Raw genomic sequence first — 24,956 nt, 5'->3', positions numbered from 1 at the left:
GCCTCACCGTGTGCTGCTGAACATGCGGCAGGGACTGGCCCGGCGCCCGGCGCCCGGCGCAGCAGCCTCGCCGCACCGTGATCGGACCGCCCGCTGCCACATCGCGCAAGAAATATCGCCGCGCCGCTCTTTGCGACACCACTGTCAAAAAACATAGTCGACACACGCATGGGCAGAGACGGACATTGCGCCCCATGCAAGCAATCGATGTTCAACGCAGGCATGCAACCGACGAAGGCCGACGCTCGGCCTGGCTTTCCATGCTGGTCCTCACCGGCTTGCTGGCACATGCGGAGCCCGGCGCATCGCAGAGCGTCGGCCCACAGCAGCAGGCGGCGCGCGACCACGACCGCATCGAGATCCTTCGCGAAGAGCTCAAAAAGTCGGAAGCGCAATTGGAAGGTCTCGAGCGCCGCAAGGCCGAGCGCCTCGCCGCGTCCGACCCGAAGGCGGCGGACGAGCTCGAGGAACAGCGCGTGCGCACGCTCGGAGACATCGCGGCCATCCGGCGAGAGATTGCTTCGTCTCATCCCGCCCACCGGGCGGCGGCCGCCAGACCCATGGCCGCACAACCTGCCAGGCGTGCATCCGATGCCGGCAAGCGCGAGGCGACGGGACCCTGGTGGGACGTCTATGGCAGCCGGCGAACCGCGCCGTCTGCTGCGCTTTCCCATGTGCCCGCGCCTGCGCAACTGCCCGCGGGATCTTCCACTCGACCGACCGGAGTCAAGCCATGACCGCATGCCCGATCCACCTGCAACGCCCCGCCGGAGAACGCATCCGCGCCCGATGGACCGGATGGCTGCTCCTCGCCTCGCTCATTGCCGCCGTGCCTGCCGAGGTCGCCTGGGCGGGCAGCCCGTTCGCGACCGGTGCCAACGCCACCCAGCAGCAACTCGTCGCGATCCTGACACCGCTGGCGGCGGTCGCCGTGATGGTCTCCGGCGCCATGGCCTGGTTCGGACGCCTGAGCTGGTGGTGGATGGTCGCCGTCGTGATAGGCACTGTGCTGGTCTTCGGTGGCCCTCAGATCGTGTCCTGGATCCGGGGCCTGTTCGGCGTCTGAAAGGACCGGTCCATGAGTCGCAACCAGGGCATCGTCGCAGATCCATTGTTCATCGGCATGACGCGTCCTTCGATGGTCTGGGGCGTCACCTACTCGGCCATGATGTTCAATATCCTCGTCACGACCGAATCGTTCATCGTGACCAAAAACCTCGCGTGGCTGCTGGCCTTCGTGCCGATCCACGGGATGCTCTACCTGGTCTGTCTGTACGAGCCTCGCTTCTTCGATCTCCTGCAGCTCTGGGGCCGCACGCGCCTGCCGGCCCTGCTTGCCGGCAACCTGCAGCTCTGGCGCGCGAACTCGTACAGTCCCCTCGCGCTGGACATGCCCGACTGGCGCGGGCATCGCCCCACGCGAATACCGCCGGTGAGCATTGCCTGACGCGCATCGAGCCATGAAGCTGCTGTCACGCTCCGAACACACGCTGCGCCGCGAAGCCGCCGCCGCGTCCATGATTCCGCTTTCGGCGCATGTGGACGAACATGTGGCGCTGACACGTGCCGGCGACTACGTGCAGACGCTCCGCCTGGGCGGCACGAGCTTCGAAAGCGCCGACGACGCGGACATCAACAGCTGGCACGAGCGGCTCAATGTCCTTTGGCGCAACATCGCCTCGCCCAACCTGGCCCTCTGGGCCCACGTGATCCGCCGCCGCGAGACAGGCTACCCGGCCGGACGCACAGTGCCGGGATTCGCCGACGAGGTCGAGCAGCGCTATCGCCGCAAGATCGCCGGCGAGCGGCTGATGGTCAACGAACTGTACCTGTCGGTCGTCCTCCGGCCGCAGCCGACCCGCATCGCCAACGCCGCATGGCGGCTGTTCAAGCGCGCAGACCCGCAGGGTACGCAGGCGGAACTGCGCGATGCCCTGGACGCATGCACCAAGCTGCGCCAGGAACTGCTCGCAGCGCTCGAACGCTACGACCCTGAAGCACTGGGCACCTACCGGCTGCAGGGACAGAAGATGCTGTTCTCCTCCCTCGTTGAATTTCACGGCCTGCTGGTCAACGGGGAATGGCAGCGCATGCCGCTGCCGCGCGCGCCACTCAACGAGGTCCTGGCGACCACTCGGCCTTTCTTCGGCAACGAGGCCATGGAATACCGCACTGGCACCCAGACCCGCATCGGGGCCTTCCTCGGCATCAAGGAATACCCGACGCCGACCGCGCCGGGCATGTTCAGCGCCCTGCTGACAGCGCCCTTCCCCTTCGTGCTCACGCAGAGCTTCACCTTCCTGGCCAAGGGCACGGCCACCGACATGATGAGCCGCCAGCATCACCGGATGGCCGCTGCCGGCGACTTGGCGGTCTCGCAGGCCGAGGAGCTCCAGGAGGCGCTGGACGACCTCATGAGCAATCGCTTCGTGGTCGGCGACCACCACCTCAGCCTGCATGTGCTGGACGACACCTGCTACAGCGCCGGCGAGGCCGGTGGACGGGCCCGTCTGAAGCAGCTCAACGACAACGTCGCGCGCGCCCGCTACCTGCTCGCCGACGCGGGAATGGTGGTGGCGCGCGAGGATCTCGCGCTGGAGGCGGCCTTCTGGGCGCAGCTGCCGGGAAACTTCGGCTACCGCAGCCGCAAGGCGCCCGTGACCAGCCGCAACTTCGCCGCGATGTCACCCTTCCACAATTTCCCGACCGGCAGGGCAAGCGGCAACTTCTGGGGCGATGCACTGACCATGTTCACGACGCGCGCGGGCTCGCCCTACTACTTCTCGCTGCATGCGAGCGACCCGCGCAGCCCGGACGGCGGCAGCCGCCGCGACGTCGGACACATCACGGGCGTGGGGCCGGTCGGTACTGGCAAGACCACGCTGCTGGGTTTCTGCATGGTGGCGATCCGCAATCGGCTCGATGCCACCCAGATCATCTTCGACAAGGACGAAGGGCTGCACATCCTGGTGCGGGCCCTGGGCGGCCAGTACCTCCCGCTCAAGAACGGAACACCGACCGGCTGCAATCCGCTGCAGCTCGACGATTCGATCGCGGACAACGTGGAGTTCATGCGGCACTGGCTCCGGCGCCTTGTGATGCGCACGCCGGGCGACACGCTCACGGTCCGTCAGGAAGACGACCTCGATCAGGCGCTGCGCGGCACCCTGGAGCTCGATCCCCCGTTCAGGCGCCTGTCCCGGCTCGCCGCCTTCCTCGACATCACCGATCCGGAGGGAGTGCACGCGCGCCTTCGCAGATGGTGTGCCTCCGAGCGCGGCGACTATGCCTGGGTCTTCGACAACGATCGCGACGACGTGGCCCCGCTGCTTGCCCGCCACGCGCTGGTGGGCTTCGACGTGACCGACTTCCTAGACAACGAGATCGTCCGGGCGCCGCTGACCCTGTACCTCTTTCATCTCGTCAACCGCATGGTCGACGGGCGCCCGCTGGTCTGCTGGATGGACGAATTCGCGAAGCTGCTGAGCGATCCGGCCTTTGCGAAGTTTGCCAAGAACGGCCTCGAGACCTGGCGCAAGAAGAACGCGAACATCGCCACGTTCACCCAGAGCACAAGCCATGTGCTCGATTCCGGCATCGCCCGTGCGATCGTCGAGCAGACGCCAACGAAGATCCTGTTTCCCAATCCGGAAGCGGACTACGACGAGTACACCCGCGGCTTCAACCTGACGGACCGAGAGTTCGCGCTCATCAAGCACGAACTCGAGCCGGGCTCCCGCCAGTTCCTCATCAAGCAGAACCATGTCAGCGTGGTCGCACAGCTCGATCTCCGTGGGTTCGACGACGCCTTGCACGTCATCTCCGGGCGCACAGGCAACGTCCGTCTCATGCGCGAGCTCATCGCCCACTGCGGGCCGGACCCAGGTCAATGGCTGCCGCCCTTCAGGAGGGCGCTTGCCGATGGCCTTTCCCGTTCATCCCTACACCAGGAGATCTCCCATGCGTAGATTCTTTACTTCCCTCTTCCTTGCAGCCACGGCTTTGCTCGCACCGCTGCACGCGAACGCCGGAATCCCGGTCATTGACATGGCGGCCGTCGCCAACCTGATCCAGCAGATCATGTACTGGCAGCAGCAAATCTCCGCGATGCAGAAGCAGTACGACCAGCTGAAGGAGTCGAAGGACCAGCTGACCCGGACCCACAACGCCATGACCGGAAGCCGAGGCATGGAGCAGCTGCTGCCGACCTCGGACCTCGCGCGCAACTACCTGCCTCCGAGCTACGGCGAACTGATGCACACGCTCAACGGCTCATCGGCGAGCTATGCCGGGCTGGCCAGCCAGGTGCAGTCGATCATGAAAGCCAACAGCATCCTCTCCGGAACACAGATGCAGGCGCTCAGTCCCGAGTTGCGCCAGATCGTCGAGCAGGGGAGACAGTCAGCGGCGCTGCTCAACGGAATGACGCAGAACGCATACCAGAGCACCAGCCAGCGCTTCTCGGCCCTGCAGGTGCTGATCGATCGCATCGCCTCCGCGCAGGACCCCAAGGCGATCCAGGACCTGCAGGCGAGGATCCAGGCCGAGCAGAACATGCTCACGAACGAACAGACAAAGCTGCAGAGCCTCTACCAGATTGCAAGAGCCGAGGAAGCCGCGCAGCAGCAGCGCCTCCGAGAGCGCGCGATCACGGACGTAGGCTCTGTGAGAGCCATGTCGGCAGTGAGCTACTAAGTCGGCAGAAGAGGGCGAGATGCTTAAAAGCGCATCGATCTATGTGGCGCTCAGTGTCATCGTTGCCATCGCCGTTGCCGGCGCCGCGACGTACTACTACATCACTCACGCGCTAAACGAGCGATCAGTTCCGCTCAGGGCGGCCGCTCCTCCGGCCGAACCGCCATCGGTGCCTCAGGATGTAGAGCGCGAGATTTTGAATGGCATCGGCAGCATCAAGGATCTGAAGCCGGTTTTGCCGCAGTCTCCCGTGCGGCGGTAGGCGATAGTGGAGGTCATATGGGCTTCTTCGAGCAGTTCTTCACTTGGCTCAACGGGCAGTTAGCCGTCTATGTGAGCGCGAACGCCGCCCGGGTTGCATCTGCAATCGAGCCCGCAGCGGTAACGCTTGCGACCATATACATAATGATGTGGGGCTATCTTTCGCTCACCGGACGGATCCAAGAACCGATCTGGGAAGGTGTGAGGCGGATTCTGGTCATCGGCATCGTTCTCGGCGTCGGACTGCGACTCTGGGCTTACAACGATGTGGCCGTCGATACTTTCACCCTCGGGCCTGACCAGCTAGCTGCTGCGGTTCTGGGATCTTCCTCAACCGTTTCTGTGATTGACCAAATCTGGATCGACGGGAACTTAACGGCAGAGCAGTTGCTTAGCAAGGGAAGCGTCCTCAACGCGAACTTTGCGTACTATGTCGCTGGTTTCCTCGTCTATCTTCTCGTTGGCTTAACTGTCGTCGCGACCGCGTTCCTATTAGCCCTGTCGAAAATCGCCCTCGCGTTGATCCTCGCTTTGGGACCGATTTTTATCGTGCTTCTGTTATTTGATGCTACGAAGCGTTTCTTCGAAGCCTGGGTAGCACAACTCGCCAACTACGCCCTCGTAACTATTCTTGCAACGCTGGCCGCAGCCCTTTTGCTAAGCGTTCTTCGGTCGTACACCAAGAGCACGGTTTCGCTTGGCGGCTCGATCACCATTGCTGAGGGCGCAAGAGTGTGCATTGCCTCAGCATTGGTTTTTTTGATAATGCGGCAGGTGATGTCAATCGCTGCTGGACTCGCGAGCGGTGTGGCGCTGAGCACCTATGGTGCCGTCAGCGGCGCGCTCCGTTGGGGACTTGGAAGCGCCAAGCGCACCAGCTACGAGTTCGGCCGCGGCGCACTGGACGGCCTGCGGCGAGAGCCAGGCAGTCGGTGGGACTCGTTCCGCCGGCTCGCGGGCCATCGCATCGGCGCGGGTGTGGCCTCAATTGCAAGTGTCGGCGCTGCGCGCCGCGGCGGCACTGTGCTTTCCAGAGAGCAGGTCATGCCGAGCTTCTCGCGCAATCGGTAGCGCTGGAGTGTGCAGATGAAGCCTTCGATCATCCTTTCTCTGCTTGCCCTTCTTCTTGTTGCATGCGGCACTCGCCCGCCCATGCCGCCGGACTGCGAAGGGCCCCTCACACCGATCAACATCTCGAGCGATGTTTCCTCACCGGGAGCGGTCGATGCGCCAGAACGCCACCCCTGAAAACTACCTGCTGGAGGCACGGAGCTGGGAACTGGACCGCGCGCGCCGGGCGGAGCGATCAACCAGGATCGCTTGGACCGTGGCCGTGGCCGCGACACTGATCGCAGTGCTTGCCGTCGCTGCCGTCAGTGGGCTCACTCCACTGAAACAGCCGGTACCCGTTCTCATCCGGGTCGACGGCAGCAGCGGAATCGTCGACATCGTTCCCACATACGAAGGCACGACCGACATCGAGCAGGTCGTGACACGCAACCTGCTCCAGAACTACGTGATCGCGCGCGAGCGCTATTTCTACGGCACCGCGGAAGCGGACTACGAGCTGGTTGCCTCGCAGAACTCGCCTCGTCTCAACCAGGAGTGGGCAGCCCTGTGGGCCACGGACAACCCGGCCTCCCCTCTGAATGTCTACAAGGACGGCACTTCCATCCGCGCGCAGGTGCGGTCGGTCACCTTCCTCAAGCTGGAGAGCGGGAAGGACAAGCTGGCCCAAGTCCGCTTCACCCGCGCGACGCGTGCAGGCGGCACCGGGGTGGAGCAGACCAGCCACTGGGTTTCCACAATCGAGTTCGCCTATGTTCCGCCATCCACGGACCACAAAACTCGTTCGCTCAACCCCCTGGGCTTTCGCGTCGTCGAATATCGCCGCGAGCCCGAGGTCGCCCCCGCTGGCGCTGCACCCGGCAGCCAGGATGTGCGATGACCTCCCGCCGCGTGCTCGGTCAATCTCTATTGGCAATCGGCCTGGCAGCGAGTCTCGCGCTCGCTGCACCGTACGGCCGAAGCGCCACCGTGCCTGCTGTCGGCAAGGTCGATGCCCGGGTCCGGGTGGTTGCCTACCACCCGGAGGACGTCATCAGCTTGCAAGGATTCGTGGGCTACCAGATCCATCTGCAATTTGCCGAAGGCGAGGAGTTCGTGAACCTCGGCGCCGGCGACAACGGCGCCTTCGACATCGGGGCCGAGCGCAACCACTTCTTCATCAAGCCCAAGGAAGCGCGCGCCGCGACCAACTTCACGGTCCTCACGAACCGGCGTGCCTACCATTTCGACTACACCGTCTCCTCCGTCGCGCCGGTAGGCGCTGCCACCAGACGCATGGTGTATTCGATACGGTTCAGGTACCCGGAGGATGAGGCACGGGAGGCGGCCGCGACTGAGGAACAACGCCGCGCCCATGCGCGCATGAGCCAAGGGGCGGCCGATCGGCCACGCAATTCCAACTACTGGTTCTGCGGGAGCGATTCGCTCAGGCCCGTGAGTGCCCATGACGACGGTGTGCAAACGCGCCTGCGTTTTCATGCGCGCTCCGAGTTTCCGGCGATGTTCGTCCAGAACGACGACGGGTCTGAATCGCTGTTGAACTTCAACGTCGAAGCGGACGAGGTGGTGATCCACCGCGTGGCGCACCGCTTCGTGCTTCGGCGCGGTGGTCTGGTCGGCTGCGTGGTCAACCGGTCCTTCGTCGGCGGCGGCGCGCGAACCTCCACCAACACCAGCGCAACGGGCGTGCGGCGCATCACTGCGGGGGATGGACCATGAGCTGGATAGGCGAGACCCACCGCCCGTCCCGGACTGGTGCCCAGGAACGCGTCGAAGCGACGGAGATCGATCCGGGCACCGGAGAGATCCTGTCGGCGCGGCGACCCGCAGCTTCGGAGGACAAGGCGTCCATGGCAGCCGACGCGCGCCCGACGATCGAGGGCGAGCGCGGCATCCCATCGGTCAACCGTGAGCGATCCGTCCAGTCGCGCATCAGCGGGTTTCTGGCGCTGGCCGCAATCATCTTGCTGGGCGCGGGATTCCTGTTCTGGTACTACAACACCCAATATGCCAAGACCCGGGAGGCCGAAGAGAACGCGAGAAAGGCGGCGGCTGCACGCGCCGGCGGCGAGATGAAGGTTCCGCCGCTCGGCCGCATCGATCCGCCGAGGGCAGCAGCGCCGGAAGCGGCAGCAGGCGCCGTCCCGCCCTCCCCGCCGCCACCGGCGAATGGCCCCAACGGTGCCCCGGCACAGAAGACACCGGAGCAGATCGCACTGGAACGGCAGCTGGGCACCCCCGTGCTTCGGCGCGCCCAGGCCACTCAGCCCGGCGGCCCCGCCTCGCCGCATGCCTTCGCGGATCCAGCAATCCCTCGCGCCGGGAGCGTGCCAAGCATGGCCCAGCTGATGGATGCGCTGCAATCGCCCCCTGCCATTCCGACGACACTCGGCGGCAGCCCGCTTTCCGCCAGCCTCCGCCCGACGCCAACTCCAGCGGTCGTCGCCCAGATCCTGCCGACACAGCGCATGCTTTTGCCGAAGGGCGCGTTCATCGATTGCACGCTGGAAACCGCTGTTGATTCCACCTACGAAGGCATGACCACCTGCATCGGCGCCAGCGACGTCTATGGGGCAGACGGCAAGGTTGTGCTGCTGGAGCGCGGTACCAAGTACGTCGGCGAGCAGCGTGGAACGCCGCGACAGGGACAGGGCCGTGTCTTCATCGTCTGGAACGAAGCACGCACGCCCACGGGCGTCGTGGTCCAGCTGGCCTCCCCGGGCACCGACGAGTTGGGGCGCAGCGGCCTCCCCGGCTTTGTCGACACCCATTTCTGGGATCGCTTCGGTGCCGCGGTCCTGATTTCCGTGATCGACGGCACGATGCAGACGATCGCCGCCCGTCAGCAAAGCGGCACCGCTGTCGGCAGCGGTGGTGGCGTGGTGCTAGGCCCGCAGGGTAGCCGCGACGTCATCACGGAGGTCCTGCGCAGCACCGTTTCGATTCCGCCGACCGTCATCAAGAACCAGGGTGAGCGGATCCAGATCCTGGTCGCCCGCGACGTGGATTTCAGGAGCGTCTATGCGCTTCGAACCGAACCGGCCAACCCTTGAGTGCGAGGCCGGCGCCAACGCCGGCGGCCAACAGCCGGTGCGAGCGCACGCGCCCGAGGCGCCCCCCGCCGAGCCACCATCGTCGCTTGCTCTCTTTCTGGGCCCGCTGGGCCGCCTGCTGGACGACCCAGCGGTGACCGAGATCTGCATCAACGAACCGGGTGCAGCCTTCGTGGAACGGCAGTCTGGCTGGGCGCACGAGGCATTGCCGTTTGCGAGCTTCGACTGGTGCATGTCCATCGCCAAGCTCGTGGCCAACTTCACGCGGCAGCGAATCTCGGCCAACGAGCCGCTCCTGTCCGCCACTCTTCCGGGCGGTGAAAGAATCCAGATCGTGCTACCGCCCGCGACGCTGGACCGGACCGTCTCGATCACGATCCGGCGTCCCTCGAACATGCTCTGGACGCTCGAAGAGCTGGAGAGTTTGCAGATCTTCGAGACGACGCGCAGTGCGCCGGCGGGGCAAGCTGAACAGGCCACCTTGGCGCCCGAAGACCGTGAACTGGCGGGCCTTCTCGCGCGCCGACGGTTCGTGCCCTTCCTTCGGCGCGCCGTCCAGCTTCGCAAGAACATCCTTCTGTCCGGCGCCACCGGCTCGGGAAAGACCACGGTCGCCAAGGCGTTGATCCTCGAGGTGCCATCCGAGGACCGCCTGATCACGATCGAGGATGTGAAGGAGCTGTCGCTGCGCAACCAGCCCAACCACGTGAGGCTCTTCTATTCGCAAGGCGCCCAGGGGCAGGCCGAGGTCACGCCCGGCCAGCTGCTGGCCGGTGCCAAGCGTCAACGCCCCGACCGGGTGTTCGTGTCCGAGCTTCGCACCGGTGAAGAGGTCTACGACTATCTGGTGTCCGTCAACACCGGCCACCCCGGCTCAATCACCAGTGTGCACGCGGACAGCGCGGAAATGGCCTTCGTGGCCCTGGCGCAGCTGATGAAGCGCAGTCAGGCGGGCCATGGCATGACCACGCGCGATGGCGTGGAGCTAGCCCAGATGAGCGTGGACATCGTTGTGCAGTGCGCGCGAGAGCGCAGGGACGGCGTGCTGCGGCGCATTGTGCGGGAGATCTGGTATGACCCTGGCGCCAGGATCTGACGGCCTGCCTAGCCCCTTCAGGATCGCGGTCGCGCTGCTGGTGGCGGCGCTGGTCGGCATGTACGTCGCCGGCCAGGCGTTCCTGATCGCGATGAACCTGCCGCACCAGCGCGCCACGCTGCTGACCCTTCACGAGTATTGGCAAGCCCATGGTGAGCGCCCGGAGGTGCGTCGTGTCCTCATTGCGTCGCTGGCCGGATCCCAAGGCCTGATGCTCGGCCTGGTCGGCTTCGCCATGCTGCCGCGTCGCCGGCCGCTGCATGGCGAGGCCCGATTCGCGAGGCGCCGCGAGATCGCGCGAGCGGGCCTCCTGAATGAGCACGGCATCATCCTCGGGCGCCTGGGCAATCGCTACCTGGTGCTTCCCGGCCAGCAGGGCGTGGCGCTCGAGGCGCCGCCGCGCAGCGGCAAGGGCATCGGTGTGGTCATCCCCAACCTGCTGAACTGGCCCGGCTCGGCCGTCATCAGCGACATCAAGGGCGAGAACTTCACGCGCACAGCCGGCTTCCGAGCGGCCCACGGGCAGGAGGTGCACCTGTTCGATCCCTTGTCTGAGCGCGAGCGCTCGGCACGCTGGAATCCGCTCGGCTATGTCTCCGAGACGCCGTACCGCTGCATCGACGATCTGCAGCGCATCGGCACGATGCTCTTTCCCGATCCGCAGGCCGGCGACCCCTTCTGGACCTCCTCGGCCCGATCCCTGTTCCTGGGCATCGCCCTCTATCTCTTCGAAACCAAGGGCGCCACGCGCACCCTGGGCGAGGTCCTGCGCCAGGGCATGGCCAGTGATGCCGAGGGCTTCCAGAAGCATTGGAAGCGTGTGATCGACGCCTGCGAGCGCGCAGGCTATCCCCTGTCGCAGGAAGCAGTGCAGAGCCTCTACGACGTGATCGACCTGGCGCCAACCACCGCCTCCAGCATCCGCAAGACCTTCACCAGCCGCCTGGATCTGTGGCTCAACCCGATGATCGATGCGGCCACCTCGGCCAACGATTTCGACCTGAGGGAACTGCGCAAGCGGCCGATGTCGATCTATGTGCAGATCAATCCCGACAACATCGCCCGGCTGCAGCCGCTCCTGAACCTGTTCTTCCAGCAGGCGATCGGCCTGCAGACGCGCGAACTGCCCGAAAGCAATCCGCAGCTTCGCCACCAGGTGCTCCTGATGCTCGACGAATTTCCGGCGCTCGGGCGCATTCCGGTGATCGCCGACTCCACGGCCTTCCTTCCCGGCTACAACGTGCGCACCGTGGTCATCGTCCAGTCCCATTCGCAGCTGGTCGAGACATACGGGGTCGAGGGCGCGAAGTCGCTTCGCAAGATGCTGGCCGCGCGCATCGTGTTCCCGCCCAAGGAGTACGAAGACGCCGAGGCCATCTCGCGCGAGCTCGGCACCTGCACGGTCCGCCAGAAGAACGTCAGCCGTCCGATGTGGGGCGGCGCGGGCAGGGAGCCGACCGTGAGCATCAGCGAACAGCCGCGCCGCCTGCTGCTGCCCCAGGAGGTCAAGGAGCTCGGGCCGGAGCGGATGATCCTGTTCTACGAAGGCCTGCGGCCGGTGCTGGCGCATCGCATCCTCTACTTTCGCGACAGGTTCTTCGCCCGACGCGAGCTACCGCCGCCGCCGGTGCCGAAGCTGCGCGTGGCCAAGTCCGGCCGCCCTGTCGCCACCGCGCCCGCCGCGGCGCCCGATGACAGGGAGGGCGCAACCGAAACGGAGCCCGGATCGGTCGCGAACGCCACGCCGGAGGACGCCGGCTCCGCGCGGACCACCAGGCGGGCCGCGACCAATGCCGCTGATGTACTGAATGGCGACCTGAGGCTGGACGACTTTTCGTTCGACTTCGACGACGTCGAGATTCCGACCGAGAAGCTCAGCGACGAGGACATGAAGCGCCACGTCGACGAGTTCATGGCGCGAATCCTCGACTGATGGCAAACGAGCAACCCGGATAGCCCACGTCAAAGGAGCCGCCAATGTCCGCAGACCATCTTCCCGAAGACCAAGCGCCGAACGCCACCGTGACCGCCGCCGCGCGGAAGGATGTCGGCTCTGTGCGGGGAGATGCGCCCCGTGCGGGACACGACCACGCCCGGGTGCCCAGTGCCATCGAACGCCACTACCTGCGCATCGGCAATCGCTACTTCTTCCCCGACCGCACGCCCGCTTTCATCGACGACGGTGACCGGCTTCGCGTGAAGACCGAAAATCGCGAGGTGCTGCACAGCGTCGTAGCGATCGCCGAATCGCGCCGCTGGCGGGTGGTCGAACTCAGGGGCACCAACTCCTTTCGCAAGGGCATGTGGCGCGAAGCCGCGCTGCGAGGCATCGAGTCACAAGGCTACGAGCCGACTGCGGCTGAAATTCGCGAGGTGCAGCGTGCACTGAGAAAAAGCTGGCTGCCGTCGCACGAAACCGTACAGGGTCCGACACAGACATTGCGGGACCGCGACGCGGCGCCCGTCCACGAAGGCACGGCGCTTGCCGAAGCCAACCCAGATGCTGGCCAACGTCCGCTCGGCGCAGGACCGCAAGCCCGCCAGCGCACAGGGGCGAGACCGCCTGTCCGCGGGATTCTCTTGGCCGCCGCCGCCGCACCGTATCGATTCGACCCGGCCCAGCGCATGTCGTTCTACGTGACGGTTCGCACAGAGATCGGGGATCGCACCATCTGGGGTGCGGACCTCGAGCGGGCGCTCGCAGAGTCGGCATCGCAACCTCGCATCGGCGACCCGGTGGTTCTCGCGCCGCTCGGCACCCGTCCGGTCAACGTCCGCGTGGCGGCACGCAATGCGGATGGTGAACTGGTCGGCGAAAAGAAAATTCTCGCGCAGCGTGCCCGGTGGAGCATTGAGACGTCCGACCACCTTCGCATGATGGAACAGATCGCCATCCACATTCGCGGGGGGAAATCGCTGTCCGATGCACCTCGGCAACAGCACCCGGAACTGACCACGGCCGCGGCGACTCTCAAGCTGGCTGAGCAGTACGCAGAGCGCGTGACCAGCGATCGAGCGTCCCAGCAGCGCCTCATGCAGCTGATTCGCGATCGGATGGCCGAGGCCCTGGCCCAAGGCCGCTCGATCCACCTTCCGGATCGCGGCCCGCACCCCGCGCGGACGCACGCACGCCAACGCACGGCACGGAGCCGCGAGAGCTTGAGCCATGAGCGTGTATAGACATCATCGGAAACCAGGTTCAAGGATTGCAGCACTTGCGCTGTGCGCTCCTCTCTGCGGTTCTGCGCTGTCGCGCGACATCATTCGAGGCGCCCTCCCGAACAATCCGCGCGGCGCGGCGTGACGCGAGCAGTGATTCGACAGCATGAACTCCCCCGGAGCGTGTGATGCGCGAAGGGTTCAACAAGCCGCACCGCCATGTCCCGAAAGCTCAAATGCTCGACCGAGTGAAGGCTCAGACACCAGAGGGCACCTGGCCGATCTCGAATGGCTCGCTCGAAGCCCTCAAATGGGTCGGTCTGTTGCTCATGACGGGAGATCACGTCAACAAGTACCTGCTGGCCGAAGCAAGCCAGACGCTCTACGCACTGGGCCGCATGGTGATGCCGCTGTTCGGCTTCGTGCTCATGGCAAACCTGGCATGCGCCGGTGCGCTTGAGAGCGGCATGCACCTGCGCGTCGTGAAGAGACTGGCAGTCTTTGCACTGCTAGCTACACCGGCTTTCGTTCGTTTGGTCGGCTGGTGGCCTTTGAACATCCTTGCCACCCTCTTGCTGGCAACGCTGATCGTCTGGCTGCTCGAGCGGGACAGTTGGATCGCGCGCTGCAGTGCCTTGGTCGCCTTTATCGTCGGCGGCGCGGTAGTGGAGTTCTGGTGGCCTGCGCTGCTTTACTGCATCGGCTCCTGGGCGTTCATTCGCCGGCCCAGCGGGCTGCGGATGCTGTGGTGGGCTTTGGCGACGGGGTCCCTCGCGGCGGTCAACGGCAACTTCGCGGCGATGGCCGCCCTGCTCTTGATCTGGGGCGCGCGGCAGGTAGAGATTCCGTTGCCACGCAGTCGGTGGGTCTTCTACGCTTTCTATCCACTCCATCTCTCTCTGATCGCCTTGGTGCTGATTGCCGGGAAGAATTGACCAGCGGCCCAATGGGACGACCAGGATAGTCGCGTTGTCTCACGCCGGCCGCGTTCTCCTCGCTCAAGGCGACTCCACGATCTCAAGCCGTCTCCGAACCAATCGGCTGGCCGTTTCAATTCGGGCGCTTTGCGACATCGAGCGTGACGTCTCGGGCCGTGAATTACAGCAGCGCCACGAAGTGCGACGACGACAATCACGACCAGTGGCCAACGCGTTGCGCGAGCGGCTGATCGCGCAACCGTCCTTGACCACGGTGGTGCCCATCAACGGACGAACCAATCGTGGAATTGCGGTCTGTCGGTCACCGAACATCATCGTGGCGCCAAGACGGCAGCTGGCTCGATCGGCCAGCTCTTAACCGGCCCCGGTGGCGGCCTTTCGCACAGGCAAATCATCTCCGTTGAACGCCGATCGACTCTGGCATAACAATGTGGTCTTGGCGGTCGCGCCCGCCACCCCTTCAACTTGCAACGATCTTTCGAGGAATGATGTCGATGATTTACGAACTACGCGTCTATACCGCAATGCCTGGCCGGCTACCCGATGTTCTTGCCAGATTTCGCGATCACACGGTGGGCATCTGGAACCGGCTGGGAATCCGTCAGCTCGGATATTGGACGACCGCCGTCGGGCCCGACAGCAACGCACTTACCTACATGCTTGTATGGGAAAGCCTGGCCGATCGTGAGATCAAGTGGGGCAAGTTTGTCGTCGATCCCGAATGGATCGAGATCCGAAAGGTGAGCGAGGCAGCCGGACCCATTGTTGCGAAGATGGACAACTCGTTCTTGGCGCCAACCTCTTTCTCGCCTGCGAAATAGCCTCTTTTCGCGGCAGACGACGCTGATAGCTGCGATGTGATGCGAGCTATCGCAATCTAACCGTGCTCACTCATGAGCGTGCTCTGGAGCGCGCGTGCCGCGTCGGTGGAAGCATGTCGTGATAGTCCATAGTAAGCGGTGCCGTTCCACCGCACCGGACACGTTGCCGCCAGTCCGAGGGAGGGATCTCGATCGTGTTGGGCCCTCGGAACGTGAAGGGGCGCAGCGACGACGCGCGACAGGTTCATCGAACTTTCGACTCGAAGAACTTGGCATCCGCGCGCTCCAGCATCCGATTTTTTTCTGCGTCTCTCCAGCGTTCCCCCAACCGCTGATTGTCGGTCTGCACTTGCGGCATGCCCGCAGTAAAGCGATCCACCTGCGCAGCCAGCTCAGCGTCGCCTTGTCGCCTCAGCTTCTCGGCCGTTGCATGCCAATCCGCCAACACCTCTTGCCGCGTATCCAGCATCTTTGCCTGACCTGCATCCGAAGCGACCCGGCCGGCCTTGAGGTTCTGCAGCACCTTTCCCAACTTCGTGCGCATCGCCGTCGAAGGCTTCGGCGCCCGACGCTCTTCGCGCTGGACGATGGGCAACTGTGCGAAGGCCCGGAGTGCTCGCAGCCGATGATGGATCGCATCCTTGTATGGCTTGCGGATCTGTCCCCGCACCTGACGCGGCGTGGCGTTGGCCGCCACGCCCTGCTCCCGCATCAGCGAAGCGAATTGCTCGCGCCATTGCCGCAGCGTCTCCTTGCGGATGTACAGGCGCTTGCCGGGCTCGAACTCGTGCTCGCACTTGACCACCAGATGCACATGCGGGTGCGGCTGGTCGGTGTGCAGCACCATGGCGTAGCGATATTGGAACGCGAAGTTCTCGCGCGCAAAGACACGCGCCGCGGCCAGGACCTTGTCCGGCGGCGTGCCGGCGGGCATGGACAGCACGAGGTTGTGAACGAGCTTCGCGCGCGTGTCTTTCTGCCCCTGAGCGGGTTTCGGCTTGTACTGGCTTCTGCAAAGTTCCAGCTGCCAGTCGGCCGTGATCTCCTTCGCTGCACCCCGGCCGTGCGGCGTCAGCCCCTCATCGGTTTCGATCGGCAGCTTGCCGTGGCGGCCGATGTAGCGCAGATGGGCTTCGACGCCGCCGACGTCCCGTCCGCCGCCGGAGACCTTCACCATCACCTCGGGCGTACGCCCCACCGTGCGTTGGATCTGCGCGATCTGATCGGCGCCGAAGCGCAGCTGGCCGCCCGGTCCCCGCCGGCCGTAGCTCACGATGTCCAGCGTCATGTCGCGCGGCGCACCGGTGGCGCCGTGGCTGTTTCGGCCCAAGCGCACCGTCTGTTCAGGCATCGGCACTCCTGCCGCTGGTCTCCCAGCTGATGAGGTTGCGGCGCACGAGGGCGGCCGTGGCCTCGCGTGCCGCCTCGACTTCCTGCCGGACCCGCGCGATCGTTTCGCTGAGGTCCGAGACCGGCTGAGACAGAGTGTTCGGCATGCCGAACATTCGGAGCTGCCGTTGCAACGCGCCCAGCTGGGCGGCGGTCGCTTTGATCTGGTCGAGTTCGTTCGGCGGCAGCACGGCCGCGTCACGGACATGGTTGTGGATCAGGAGGGTCAGGTAGCTGCCTGTCTTCATGCCACGGGCACGCGCTCGCCTTGCTGCCAGCGCGCGATCGCCTTGGCGAAGCCGCAGCGTGATGCGGTCCGTCACGCCAGCGCCGCTTTCCGGTTCGTTGGGGGACCGCTGTCCGGCCGAGCCCGGCGAAATCTGGCCGTTGGTCTTGAGCACTTCGTCGACCATCTTTGCGAGCAGGCCCGCCGCACTGAGGTGATGCCGCGCGGCCAGCGCGGCGAAGCGTGCCTTCTTATCGGGCGACACCCGGGTACCTATCACGCGGCTGGGTCGAGAGGTCTTGGTCATTGCAACGCCGTTGCCGTAAACAATGTCTGACGTCAGTCTATCCTGCCCTCATAGCCGCACAAGGACTTTGCCCTCGGAATTCCGGCGTCGAACTCCCCTCGCCGTTTCACCGCTCCCGCAGCGTTGCGGTCGATCGGCAGTTCGGAGTCCTCCATCGATGTTCGGCATGCCGAACATCGATGGAGCGAACCAGCACGGTCGAGCGGCAGCGAATTCCCGAGCAAACATTCAACTCAGCCAGCCTTCATCGTCGGACAAGGACCTTGCCCTTGCAGCTTCGACATCGTCCACAGGCATGACGCGATCCCCGGGGTCGGCCTTTAGTATCCAGCCATGACGATCGTCGAACGCCTCGCAGCGCTGGCCCTCGCGCTGGCATCAGTGGCCGCACAAGCCGCGGGAGAAGGAACCTCTTTCTCCCGCTGGGAGGTGCCTGCGCGCGACTTTGAGCATGACGCCACGCGGCGTGTGGGCGCGGAAACGCTAAGGGCAGAATACGGCAACACCAGCCCGTCATTCCCCTTTGACATTCGGCTTTCCACGGGATCACTCGCTGTGGATATCCCGTTCGTTCGCCTCTTCTCTGCCGCAGAACAATGAATAGACGTTCCGGATCCCGCTTAAAGACTGCTGTCTGGACTTTCCTGCTAACCGTGGCTGCCACGTTGGTGGCGCTCAATTTCACGGCAGGAGAAAAGAAGCTCAACGAGCAGATCAAGCGCGAGTACAGCCTGGACGATGCGCAGTATCAGCGCGCGCTCGGAGTGCTGCTCGGTCCGGCCATTCTGGAGGGCAACCGCTTTGAGGCGCTCTACAACGGTGACCGCATTTTTCCACCGATGCTCGAGGCCATCAGGGGCGCGAAGCAGAGCATCACATTCGAGACCTATATCTACTGGTCGGGCGACATCGGAAAGGCCTTCGCCGACGCGCTCGCCGAGCGCGCGAAGGCCGGCGTCAGAGTGCATCTGCTGCTCGACTGGGTGGGCAGCGGCAAGATCGACGAGAAGTTCCTTCAAGAAATGGAAGCCTCTGGGGTCCAGATCCGAAAGTTTCACAAGCCGGCCTGGTACGACATTGCGCGCGTAAACAACCGGACCCATCGCAAGCTGCTTGTGATCGACGGCCACACCGGCTTCACAGGGGGAGTGGGTATTGCGCCTAAGTGGACAGGCGACGCGCAAGACGCGGAACACTGGCGCGACTCGCACTTCAAAGTCCAAGGGCCGGTGGTCGCTCAGATGCAGGCGGTCTTCATGGACAACTGGGTCAAGGCGTCGGGCGATGTGCTTCACGGAGAAGCATATTTCCCCGCACTCGCGACCGCCGGCAATGGGCGCGCACAGGTGTTCAGCAGTTCGCCTTCCGGTGGCAGCGAAGGCGTGCATCTGATGTACCTACTGTCGATCACAGCGGCGGCCAAGAACATTGACCTCGCGAGTGCCTATTTTGTGCCCGACGATCTCACCGTTGGAGCGCTGGTCGCTGCTATGAAGCGCGGCGTGCGCGTTCGCATTATCGTGCCGGGGCCGATCATCGATTCGCAGACCGTACGCGGCGCCTCGCGCGCGAGCTGGGAACCGCTTCTCGAAGCCGGTGCTGAAATCCACGAGTACCAGCCGACGATGTTCCATGTCAAGGTGTTCACCGTAGACGGTTTGCTTACCTCTGTCGGCTCGACGAACTTCGACAATCGCTCATTTCGGCTCAACGACGAAGCTAACCTCAATATTTACGATGCGGAGTTCACCGCCGCGCAGACGAGGCAGTTTGAAGCCGACCTGCAGCAGTCGAAACGCGTCACCCTCGAAAGTTGGCGCGTCCGGCCACTTTCTGAAAAGATCATGGAGTTTTTCGCTTCCCTGCTAGCGGCTCAGCTGTAGCGAACGTCGGTCTGGAGGCTCGTTTCAAGAGTCCAACGTCGAGGCTTGAGCCAGTCGGCCGTGCAGCCATCCCGCACGGCTTTCTCCGCATGGGAGGCATACGAGCTCGGGTGGCATCCCCAGAACAACCTGCCCATGATGAAGAGGGAGTCGGCACGTAGCAGGCGCGCGTGGCCGCGCGCCACCGTTGTAGATGCAGGCCCGAAGACAAAAGCCAAAACATGCACTCCTGTCCGCACGCCCCCGTAAACCTCTATGCGTCCGTTTGAGCTTGTCTCATATCGCCCGACTCGCCACCCATTCTCGGAGAGCCAGGGCGTCGCGCCTAACGCAGCTGCGGCGAAGCACGCCTTCTTCGGGCTTCCTTATGCATGTTCACCGGCGTCGCGCCAAGGACGCGCGTGACCATGGCCGCAAGGAAGCGGCCGGGCGCGAGTTCCTCTGGAACCTCCTGCCGGAGGATCGTCACCTTCGGAAGCTTCGCAATGTCTTGGTCGACCACGGCATCGAGGGCGGGCGCGGGCGCACCGTCGTCTGCCAGTTCGCGCCCCGGCTCCGGCAGCGCCGTCACAGGAGGTTCTTCACCCGTCTCGGGGATCGCGCCGTCGTTGGCATACTCCATCAAGACGAGGCAGGTCGCATGGTAGGCATCGTCCTCGCGGCCGAGCTTGGCCAGCAGATCGAACAGCCACTCGGCGGTTGCGGGCTCCTTCTGGAGGATGTCCGAGCGAAGGCCGAACACGAAGCCCAGCGCAGCGAGCGGATGCCTCAGCCGCAGGTTCTTCGCGTCCCCGTAGGATTCCTCGATCCGGTTTGGCGCATTCTTCCCATAGGAAGAGTCCATGCGCTTGGTCGAGATCAGCAGCTCGGGCCCGGTGACCCAGTCCGAGATGACCACGTCGACCTGCTTGAGGTAATTCTTGCCGAGGATGATGCCGCTCGATGAGGTCGCGCCGGTGATCGCGCCGTCCTTCTCGATGCGGTCCGCCACGGCTTTCCGGAGCCCGATGGGCAGCGCCTTCAGCAGGTTGGCGATCGGCGCCGGCAGGATGCGCGGATGGACCGGCCGCGGCCACGCCTGGTCGGCGTTGAAGCCCGCGCGCCGCAGCTCGTAGCTCAGCCAGACATCGAGGGCCAGCGCCGGCACGCCGGACTGCGTTCCGGCCCTCAGGTGAAGCGGCACCCCGAGCAGCCGGGCGAGGGTGTCGAAATCGGGCTCGAACCGCAGCTGTCCGTCCGTCCCCTTGACCCAGGGATTGCTGTGCACCCCTTCCGGAGCGGCACATGCGACGATGCGATCGAAGAGGACCCAGGCTCGCGCCTTCGCGCTTGGCTCAGCGGCCACTGGCGCCTCTCACGGTGCGGCGCTTGAAGAACTCCTCACGCGCTTGCCGGATCTGTGCGATCTGGTCGACCGACAATGCGTCGCCCTCCACGAGAACAACCTCGTCCACCACCTTGACCGCGTCCAGCAGCCGGCCGTCGGCCAGCAGTTCGGCGACCTGCGATTTGACCGCGCGAAGCGCGTCCGCGCGTGCCAGGACCAGTGCGGGCGACGGCATGGCCCAGACATCGGCCTCCTTCGGCTCGATCTTCAGGATGCCTCCTCCATACGCACGTCCCACCATCTCCGCGTGGAACAGCGTGACCGAGTTCAGGCTCGCCAGCGGCAAAAGCTCACGGCCCAATTCGGCGTGTTCGTCATGAAGGTAGACGCCGTGGACCGAGTTGAGATGTCGCGCTCCGGCTTCGTTGGCGGTGAGCCGGGGGGTGTCCGCGTTCATGCAGGTCAACAACAGATCGGCCGGCGGAACGAGCGGTACCTGATACCAGGTTTTTCGCACGCGGCATTTGTAGGCCGTGTCGACACCAGTCCGATGGCCGTCGGCGATGTACGCCGCCGCCTCGGCCGAGGGCGGCGCGCTCGGGTAGAAGAGGTAGGTGGCGCTCCCCTCCTTGCCCAGCCTGGTGAGCATGGTGCTGGTCAGCGCCAGGCCACGCAGGTGGGCGCTTCCGGGCGGCGAGAGGCGCAGCAGCTCCTTGGGACGCAGCCCCAGTTCCTTCGCACGCTCAGGCGAGAGCGTGAAGTACTTGTTGTTCCCGGTAACGATGCCGAGGGTGGTGTCCCCCCACGTCTCGAGGTGGGTGAACAGACCTTGCTGCAGCAGACCGTGCACCGGCTTGACGGCTTCGGGAGCGACCAGGCTGCTGGTCCACTTGCCCGCCGGGTCCGTCGGCGTCCAGGTCAGGCCAGCGCCGAGCGACCCGAGGTCGGCAGCGTTCTTCGCCTGCCGGATGACCGCATGCTGCGCCGGACCTTCCAGATAACCGTCGGCCAGGAGCAGCACGACGTCGGCCTCGGCTTCGGGGAACACCTGTTCGTCGAAGAGCACGAGCTCCACGTCGCGGAAACGGTCGAAGAGGAAACGGCGCACCGGCGCCGCATAGTTCACCGAGAGCAGCTCGGCCGGCAGGACAAGGCCGAGCCGCCCCCCCTGCCTCAGGAAAAGCGCCGAGTGGATCGTGAACGCGGCCCAACTGGAGGCCAGGCCCGTGAGCGAGACGCCGCCGCGCAGGGCAGCCTCCCGGGCGCGGAGGCGGGACTCGCCCGAGAAGTCCTGGTAACGGATGTAGGGCGGGTTGCCGATCACCGTGTCGTAGACCGGCTCAGGCTCGATCAGGAAGAAGTCGCTGTTTCGGATCTGGGCGGTACCACCTGCCTCCACAACGCGCTGGGCCGCCACGCGCGCGCTATGCGCATGGATTTCGACACCGTCGACAATCGGCCGCGCATCCGGCTCGGCAGCGAGTTCGCGCAGGCGGGCCACAGCCGCGACGAGGAAGGCGGCGTCGCCCGCGGAGGGCTCCATCACCAGGTCCTCCGCGCCGCGAATCGCCCATTGGCTGACGAACCGGGTGATTTCGTCAGGCGTGAAGAAAGCGCCGCGCTCCTTGCGAAGCGCGGGCGTGTCGTTCGGATGAATGGAGCGCAGGACAATCACGCCCACATTCTATGTAGCCCGGGCCATCTCCGATGTCGAACCGGACCAGCGGCCCAGCGGCCCAGCGTCCCAATTCAACCTCGTTGGACCAGCGCGTCGCGTCCCCTTACTCGCGCAACGTGAACACCACCGACAGGTAGGAAATCGGCCCGTTCCGAATCTCCTCGATCCCATGGAGCGCGGTTGCCTCGAACAGCAGCGAGTCCCCTGCCCCTACCCCAACCGACTTGGCGCCGTAGCGGTAGCTGACCTCCCCGGACAGGAAGTACAGGAACTTGAGGCCCGGATGCTGGAAGGTCACGTAAGGATCGGCACCGGGTAGCAACGTGACCAGGTAGGGCTCGACGAACAGGTTGCCCGACAAGAGGTGCCCCAGCAGTTCGTAGCGGTAGTCGGAAACCGCGCCGACACGATCGACAACAACGCCCTGCCCCGCACGCACATGGCAGAAGTCCGTGCGCCGCGCTTGATCGCTGAAGAAGCGCGAGACAGGCACATGCAGACCCTGCGCCAACCGTTCCAAAGTCTCCACCGACGGTGAGACCAGCCCGCGCTCGATGCGCGAGAGCATCGAAGCAGAAATCCCCGAGGCCTTCGCCAGCGCTCCACCGGATACATCAGCCGCCACGCGCAGCGCTCTCACCTGCGTGCCGATGCGCGCCGCGGACAGGCTGCGTGCCACTGGCGTTGGCCGGCGTGCTTGTGCCGGCAATGCGGAAGCAGGGACTCGTACTGGTCGCGCGCTCGGTAACGGCGAAGCTTGATAGATGCCCATGACAGGTCTTCTATGCAGTGTATACACCGTCGATTCTAGCACTGCAAAGAAGGATCGTCTGCGGGTATGCCCACTCCCGCCAAGAGATCGAAACAGCAGGCTCTGACGCGCAGAGAGCCCGTGTCGATCGCACTCGGCAAGCGCCTCAAAGAACTCCGGATAAAAGCTGATAGATCTCAGGCCGAGCTCGCCTTTGACTGCGAACTTGATCGCACTTACATATCGCTCATCGAGCGAGGATTGGCCAACCCATCACTGTGGACTCTCGGCACACTTGCGTTCGCGCTAAAAACAACGGTTCCGGATTTATTGCAAGGTAATACATACGTCGTCGAGCCATCCATGGGTGAGCAAAGCAGAAAGCGTCGAGCTAATCAGGCCTCCCACGAGGCGAAACTTGCAGTTGGCAGCAGGCGGTCGCAACTGCGTTAAGGTTTCGGTGTTGAATTCCGCAGATCTCTGACCCGAGGGGGTGCGGACAAAAACTTGGACTACCAGGAGGTAGTTCATGTATTCCTACGAAGATCGGATTCGAGCCGTTGAGCTCTACATCAAGCTTGGGAAACGCGTCAGACCCACTATCCGTCAGCTGGGTTATCCAACAAAGAATTCATTGAAGGGCTGGTACAACGAATACCGGCAGAAGCTCGACTTGCCAGCGGGCTATGCGGGCCGGAGACCCAAGTTCTCGCAGGAGCAAAAAAGCGGCAGCTATCCGACCTTCGTGGAATGCCTCTTGATCGATGCGATGGGTCAGAAGCACCGCTTCGTGGAGAAGGAGCCCGTCGTGAGCGCGACCGAGATCGACATCGAGTCGCTTCCCGCGCCTGGCGTTATCGCTTGCGAGGTTGAGTTGGAATGGCTTGATTCGGAAGGTCGCCTGGTGGTCCGTGCTGCGACGACGCGGCCCTGGGGAATCGAGTCCACCGCAGGTTGCAGCAGTTTTATTGTGTTTGCTGAGCAGCTACAAGAGATTTGAGCGTCGGACAGAATCCGGTCACAACCAGCCGTTCATCGGGCCGGCAAAACTCGTTCAAAAAGCAAACCTTCACATTTCCGAAAATGCCAACCGATCTGAAATGTCCGAGCTGCGACCTAAGGGTCTCCATCGGTGGCTATTTCACCAGTCCAAAAGACGGTTTCAGCGGTAGAAGCCTCGTTCCCTGTGGAGCGTGTGGGACGCAACATGCGATCAAGCATGGGATACGTGGCTCCGGTCCAGAGTACATTGACATCCAGAAGGTCGTTGTTGATTCTTGCCCGCTAGGCGCACTTGATCGAGTCGTGGTGCGAATTCAGAAGTTTCGCAAACCAAAGGCGACGCTACCGGAAGCGCTAGCGATTGCGAGGAATGCGCCGTTCACGCTGGTCGAATCCACCTCTGCTGGGCAAGCCCTCCAGATCGTAGAAGATCTTGAAAAGATCGAAATCCAGTCTCATCAGGAGACCATTGGCCGTGAGCGAAACCCACTCTTCGGTCCGCCACAATCTGACCGTATCGCCTATCACGCTCGACCTCAACATGGTGATGTGGTGCTCCCATGGCTAGAGACGGACGAGCCGGTGCCGGCCGACGTCTCTGCGATGCGCTGTATGGCGTGCGGTAGCCTCGGAACGTTGCTGCGCACTGCCCCTTCGGCCCTATGCTGCCCGGCGTGCAGAAAGGCGAATTTGGCCGAAGCAGGCTTTTGGCTCACCTAGTAGCAACCGGCTAGGTTCGGCCGCAAGCAGACGATCGGTTAAGCAGTAGAGTTCGCGTGCAAAGGGATTTGGATTCATGAAAATTGCTTGCCACTGCGGCTCGACAATCTACGACGGGACCGACGACATTCCGAACAAGGCTCGCTTTACGAGTGATCAAGGTTGGTGTGCGAAGTGGGATGCGCTCGACGACCATGTCATTGGTGCAGCGGCCGCAGGCCAGCTGACAGGTGATGCTGCTTCAATGAAGGCGCGAGACATTTTTTGGGGGGACGGTCTGCGGTCAATGTGGCAGTGCGAAGCTTGCGGAAGGCTGTATCTGGACGGGCGGGACGGAAAGCTGCAGTGCTTCGTACCATCGACGCCGGAGACAGACAGGGCGCTGCTTCGTAAGAACCCCGCCGGCTAACGGCCAAAAGCGGCCGGTCGGCCACTCCGCAGAATTCGCGGCTTAGCAGCCGCTCGAGGCCGCGCACAACGATTCCGTTCGGAGTCGAGGTGGCTTGACCTGAAGCGCGCGCACACAAACCGGCGGCTATGGTCAATCGGGCACAGATGGGCGTTGGGCGCATGACAGAGAAT

At 64.2% G+C, this 24,956-nt stretch carries 24 protein-coding genes and 1 pseudogene; 20 read left to right on the top strand and 5 right to left on the bottom strand.

The genetic code is table 11. The annotated features are described in order from the left end of the window. Positions 1 to 194 precede the first annotated feature (194 nt). The 15 genes from QHG62_RS27365 (at position 195) to QHG62_RS27295 (ending at position 15,091) form a co-directional block, all read left to right on the top strand. Positions 195 to 737 carry a hypothetical protein gene (locus QHG62_RS27365; RefSeq protein WP_281148719.1) on the top strand — a complete coding sequence of 181 codons (543 nt, stop codon included), beginning with the start codon at positions 195 to 197 and terminating at the stop codon, positions 735 to 737. Then, positions 734 to 1,066: a TrbC/VirB2 family protein gene (locus tag QHG62_RS27360; RefSeq protein WP_281148718.1), complete on the top strand. Its 333-nt coding sequence runs from the start codon at positions 734 to 736 to the stop codon at positions 1,064 to 1,066. The genes QHG62_RS27365 and QHG62_RS27360 overlap by 4 nt, the downstream gene beginning before the upstream one ends. Before the next feature lie 12 nt (positions 1,067 to 1,078). After that, positions 1,079 to 1,447: a type IV secretion system protein VirB3 gene (locus tag QHG62_RS27355; protein WP_281148717.1), complete on the top strand. Its 369-nt coding sequence runs from the start codon at positions 1,079 to 1,081 to the stop codon at positions 1,445 to 1,447. Positions 1,448 to 1,460: 13 nt separating this feature from the next. Then, positions 1,461 to 3,968: a VirB4 family type IV secretion/conjugal transfer ATPase gene (locus QHG62_RS27350; RefSeq protein WP_281148716.1), complete on the top strand. Its 2,508-nt coding sequence runs from the start codon at positions 1,461 to 1,463 to the stop codon at positions 3,966 to 3,968. Then, positions 3,961 to 4,695, top strand: coding sequence for a type IV secretion system protein (locus QHG62_RS27345; RefSeq protein ID WP_281148715.1), 735 nt, complete (start codon positions 3,961 to 3,963; stop codon positions 4,693 to 4,695). The genes QHG62_RS27350 and QHG62_RS27345 overlap by 8 nt, the downstream gene beginning before the upstream one ends. 19 nt (positions 4,696 to 4,714) lie before the next feature. Beyond that, positions 4,715 to 4,957, top strand: a complete 243-nt coding sequence (locus QHG62_RS27340) for a hypothetical protein (RefSeq protein WP_281148714.1) — start codon at positions 4,715 to 4,717, stop codon at positions 4,955 to 4,957. A gap of 17 nt (positions 4,958 to 4,974) precedes the next feature. After that, complete coding sequence (locus tag QHG62_RS27335; RefSeq protein WP_281148713.1) at positions 4,975 to 6,027, top strand: type IV secretion system protein; 1,053 nt, start codon at positions 4,975 to 4,977, stop codon at positions 6,025 to 6,027. Between the two features lie 154 nt (positions 6,028 to 6,181). Continuing rightward, complete coding sequence (locus QHG62_RS27330; RefSeq protein WP_281148712.1) at positions 6,182 to 6,904, top strand: virB8 family protein; 723 nt, start codon at positions 6,182 to 6,184, stop codon at positions 6,902 to 6,904. Then, positions 6,901 to 7,743: a TrbG/VirB9 family P-type conjugative transfer protein gene (locus tag QHG62_RS27325; RefSeq protein WP_281148711.1), complete on the top strand. Its 843-nt coding sequence runs from the start codon at positions 6,901 to 6,903 to the stop codon at positions 7,741 to 7,743. Before QHG62_RS27330 ends, QHG62_RS27325 begins: the two co-directional genes overlap by 4 nt. After that, positions 7,740 to 9,077: a type IV secretion system protein VirB10 gene (gene virB10, locus QHG62_RS27320; protein ID WP_281148710.1), complete on the top strand. Its 1,338-nt coding sequence runs from the start codon at positions 7,740 to 7,742 to the stop codon at positions 9,075 to 9,077. Before QHG62_RS27325 ends, virB10 begins: the two co-directional genes overlap by 4 nt. After that, complete coding sequence (gene virB11, locus QHG62_RS27315; protein ID WP_281148709.1) at positions 9,046 to 10,173, top strand: P-type DNA transfer ATPase VirB11; 1,128 nt, start codon at positions 9,046 to 9,048, stop codon at positions 10,171 to 10,173. Before virB10 ends, virB11 begins: the two co-directional genes overlap by 32 nt. Further along, entirely contained in the window at positions 10,151 to 12,106 is a 1,956-nt protein-coding gene (locus QHG62_RS27310; protein ID WP_281148708.1) for a type IV secretory system conjugative DNA transfer family protein, read from the top strand. The genes virB11 and QHG62_RS27310 overlap by 23 nt, the downstream gene beginning before the upstream one ends. A 44-nt stretch (positions 12,107 to 12,150) precedes the next feature. Further along, complete coding sequence (locus QHG62_RS27305; RefSeq protein ID WP_281148707.1) at positions 12,151 to 13,353, top strand: LPD7 domain-containing protein; 1,203 nt, start codon at positions 12,151 to 12,153, stop codon at positions 13,351 to 13,353. 167 nt (positions 13,354 to 13,520) lie between these two features. Further along, positions 13,521 to 14,267: a TraX family protein gene (locus QHG62_RS27300; protein WP_281148706.1), complete on the top strand. Its 747-nt coding sequence runs from the start codon at positions 13,521 to 13,523 to the stop codon at positions 14,265 to 14,267. 497 nt (positions 14,268 to 14,764) lie between these two features. Next, positions 14,765 to 15,091 (top strand): NIPSNAP family protein, encoded by a 327-nt coding sequence (locus QHG62_RS27295; protein WP_281148705.1) that lies wholly within the window; start codon positions 14,765 to 14,767, stop codon positions 15,089 to 15,091. A gap of 244 nt (positions 15,092 to 15,335) precedes the next feature. Here QHG62_RS27295 and QHG62_RS27290 read toward each other — a convergent pair whose 3' ends face one another. Both QHG62_RS27290 and QHG62_RS27285 read right to left on the bottom strand, forming a co-directional pair. Continuing rightward, positions 15,336 to 16,442 (bottom strand): relaxase/mobilization nuclease domain-containing protein, encoded by a 1,107-nt coding sequence (locus QHG62_RS27290; protein ID WP_281148704.1) that lies wholly within the window; start codon positions 16,440 to 16,442, stop codon positions 15,336 to 15,338. Beyond that, the gene (locus tag QHG62_RS27285) at positions 16,435 to 17,013 is read right to left on the bottom strand and encodes a hypothetical protein (RefSeq protein ID WP_281148703.1); all 579 of its coding nucleotides are present in this window, start codon (positions 17,011 to 17,013) and stop codon (positions 16,435 to 16,437) included. The genes QHG62_RS27290 and QHG62_RS27285 overlap by 8 nt, the downstream gene beginning before the upstream one ends. Positions 17,014 to 17,346: 333 nt before the next feature. On the opposite strand from QHG62_RS27285, the gene QHG62_RS27280 reads away from it, so the two are divergent. Then, positions 17,347 to 17,613, top strand: a complete 267-nt coding sequence (locus QHG62_RS27280) for a hypothetical protein (protein WP_281148702.1) — start codon at positions 17,347 to 17,349, stop codon at positions 17,611 to 17,613. Continuing rightward, positions 17,610 to 18,896: a phospholipase D-like domain-containing protein gene (locus QHG62_RS27275; protein WP_281148701.1), complete on the top strand. Its 1,287-nt coding sequence runs from the start codon at positions 17,610 to 17,612 to the stop codon at positions 18,894 to 18,896. Before QHG62_RS27280 ends, QHG62_RS27275 begins: the two co-directional genes overlap by 4 nt. A gap of 325 nt (positions 18,897 to 19,221) precedes the next feature. Here QHG62_RS27275 and QHG62_RS27270 read toward each other — a convergent pair whose 3' ends face one another. The 3 genes from QHG62_RS27270 to QHG62_RS27260 all read right to left on the bottom strand — a co-directional run bounded on the left by QHG62_RS27270 (position 19,222) and on the right by QHG62_RS27260 (position 22,580). Continuing rightward, positions 19,222 to 20,241 (bottom strand): hypothetical protein, encoded by a 1,020-nt coding sequence (locus QHG62_RS27270; protein WP_281148700.1) that lies wholly within the window; start codon positions 20,239 to 20,241, stop codon positions 19,222 to 19,224. Next, the gene (locus tag QHG62_RS27265; RefSeq protein ID WP_281148699.1) at positions 20,231 to 21,898 is read right to left on the bottom strand and encodes an N-6 DNA methylase; all 1,668 of its coding nucleotides are present in this window, start codon (positions 21,896 to 21,898) and stop codon (positions 20,231 to 20,233) included. Before QHG62_RS27265 ends, QHG62_RS27270 begins: the two co-directional genes overlap by 11 nt. 106 nt (positions 21,899 to 22,004) lie before the next feature. After that, positions 22,005 to 22,580: a helix-turn-helix domain-containing protein gene (locus QHG62_RS27260; RefSeq protein ID WP_281148697.1), complete on the bottom strand. Its 576-nt coding sequence runs from the start codon at positions 22,578 to 22,580 to the stop codon at positions 22,005 to 22,007. A gap of 213 nt (positions 22,581 to 22,793) precedes the next feature. Here QHG62_RS27260 and QHG62_RS27255 point away from each other — a divergent pair, with 213 nt between their 5' ends. The 3 genes and pseudogenes from QHG62_RS27255 to QHG62_RS27245 all read left to right on the top strand — a co-directional run bounded on the left by QHG62_RS27255 (position 22,794) and on the right by QHG62_RS27245 (position 24,374). Next, positions 22,794 to 23,105 carry a helix-turn-helix transcriptional regulator gene (locus QHG62_RS27255; protein ID WP_281148696.1) on the top strand — a complete coding sequence of 104 codons (312 nt, stop codon included), beginning with the start codon at positions 22,794 to 22,796 and terminating at the stop codon, positions 23,103 to 23,105. A 76-nt stretch (positions 23,106 to 23,181) separates the two neighbouring features. Further along, positions 23,182 to 23,397: pseudogene (locus tag QHG62_RS27250) on the top strand (IS3 family transposase); the annotation flags it as partial. Between the two features lie 338 nt (positions 23,398 to 23,735). Further along, complete coding sequence (locus QHG62_RS27245; RefSeq protein ID WP_281148695.1) at positions 23,736 to 24,374, top strand: hypothetical protein; 639 nt, start codon at positions 23,736 to 23,738, stop codon at positions 24,372 to 24,374. Positions 24,375 to 24,956 lie beyond the last annotated feature (582 nt).

The sequence above is a fragment of the Variovorax paradoxus genome, from assembly GCF_029919115.1.
In the GTDB taxonomy this organism is placed as follows: Bacteria; Pseudomonadota; Gammaproteobacteria; order Burkholderiales; family Burkholderiaceae_C; genus Variovorax; species Variovorax paradoxus_O.
The sequence above is the reverse complement of the archived record's forward strand: the minus strand, read 5'-3'. Positions and strand labels throughout refer to the sequence as shown.

What these genes read in the sequence shown, in the direction of transcription:
- virB11 (WP_281148709.1), top strand. Translation starts at nt 9,046, where the DNA reads ATGCGCTTCGAACCGAACCGGCCAACCCTTGAGTGCGAGGCCGGCGCC.
- QHG62_RS27310 (WP_281148708.1), top strand. Translation starts at nt 10,151, where the DNA reads ATGACCCTGGCGCCAGGATCTGACGGCCTGCCTAGCCCCTTCAGGATC.
- QHG62_RS27355 (WP_281148717.1), top strand. Translation starts at nt 1,079, where the DNA reads ATGAGTCGCAACCAGGGCATCGTCGCAGATCCATTGTTCATCGGCATG.
- QHG62_RS27295 (WP_281148705.1), top strand. Translation starts at nt 14,765, where the DNA reads ATGATTTACGAACTACGCGTCTATACCGCAATGCCTGGCCGGCTACCC.
- QHG62_RS27365 (WP_281148719.1), top strand. Translation starts at nt 195, where the DNA reads ATGCAAGCAATCGATGTTCAACGCAGGCATGCAACCGACGAAGGCCGA.
- QHG62_RS27350 (WP_281148716.1), top strand. Translation starts at nt 1,461, where the DNA reads ATGAAGCTGCTGTCACGCTCCGAACACACGCTGCGCCGCGAAGCCGCC.
- QHG62_RS27300 (WP_281148706.1), top strand. Translation starts at nt 13,521, where the DNA reads ATGCGCGAAGGGTTCAACAAGCCGCACCGCCATGTCCCGAAAGCTCAA.
- QHG62_RS27275 (WP_281148701.1), top strand. Translation starts at nt 17,610, where the DNA reads ATGAATAGACGTTCCGGATCCCGCTTAAAGACTGCTGTCTGGACTTTC.
- QHG62_RS27345 (WP_281148715.1), top strand. Translation starts at nt 3,961, where the DNA reads ATGCGTAGATTCTTTACTTCCCTCTTCCTTGCAGCCACGGCTTTGCTC.
- QHG62_RS27245 (WP_281148695.1), top strand. Translation starts at nt 23,736, where the DNA reads ATGCCAACCGATCTGAAATGTCCGAGCTGCGACCTAAGGGTCTCCATC.
- QHG62_RS27340 (WP_281148714.1), top strand. Translation starts at nt 4,715, where the DNA reads ATGCTTAAAAGCGCATCGATCTATGTGGCGCTCAGTGTCATCGTTGCC.
- QHG62_RS27325 (WP_281148711.1), top strand. Translation starts at nt 6,901, where the DNA reads ATGACCTCCCGCCGCGTGCTCGGTCAATCTCTATTGGCAATCGGCCTG.
- QHG62_RS27360 (WP_281148718.1), top strand. Translation starts at nt 734, where the DNA reads ATGACCGCATGCCCGATCCACCTGCAACGCCCCGCCGGAGAACGCATC.
- QHG62_RS27285 (WP_281148703.1), bottom strand. Translation starts at nt 17,013, where the DNA reads ATGACCAAGACCTCTCGACCCAGCCGCGTGATAGGTACCCGGGTGTCG.
- QHG62_RS27330 (WP_281148712.1), top strand. Translation starts at nt 6,182, where the DNA reads ATGCGCCAGAACGCCACCCCTGAAAACTACCTGCTGGAGGCACGGAGC.
- QHG62_RS27290 (WP_281148704.1), bottom strand. Translation starts at nt 16,442, where the DNA reads ATGCCTGAACAGACGGTGCGCTTGGGCCGAAACAGCCACGGCGCCACC.
- QHG62_RS27280 (WP_281148702.1), top strand. Translation starts at nt 17,347, where the DNA reads ATGACGATCGTCGAACGCCTCGCAGCGCTGGCCCTCGCGCTGGCATCA.
- virB10 (WP_281148710.1), top strand. Translation starts at nt 7,740, where the DNA reads ATGAGCTGGATAGGCGAGACCCACCGCCCGTCCCGGACTGGTGCCCAG.
- QHG62_RS27305 (WP_281148707.1), top strand. Translation starts at nt 12,151, where the DNA reads ATGTCCGCAGACCATCTTCCCGAAGACCAAGCGCCGAACGCCACCGTG.
- QHG62_RS27335 (WP_281148713.1), top strand. Translation starts at nt 4,975, where the DNA reads ATGGGCTTCTTCGAGCAGTTCTTCACTTGGCTCAACGGGCAGTTAGCC.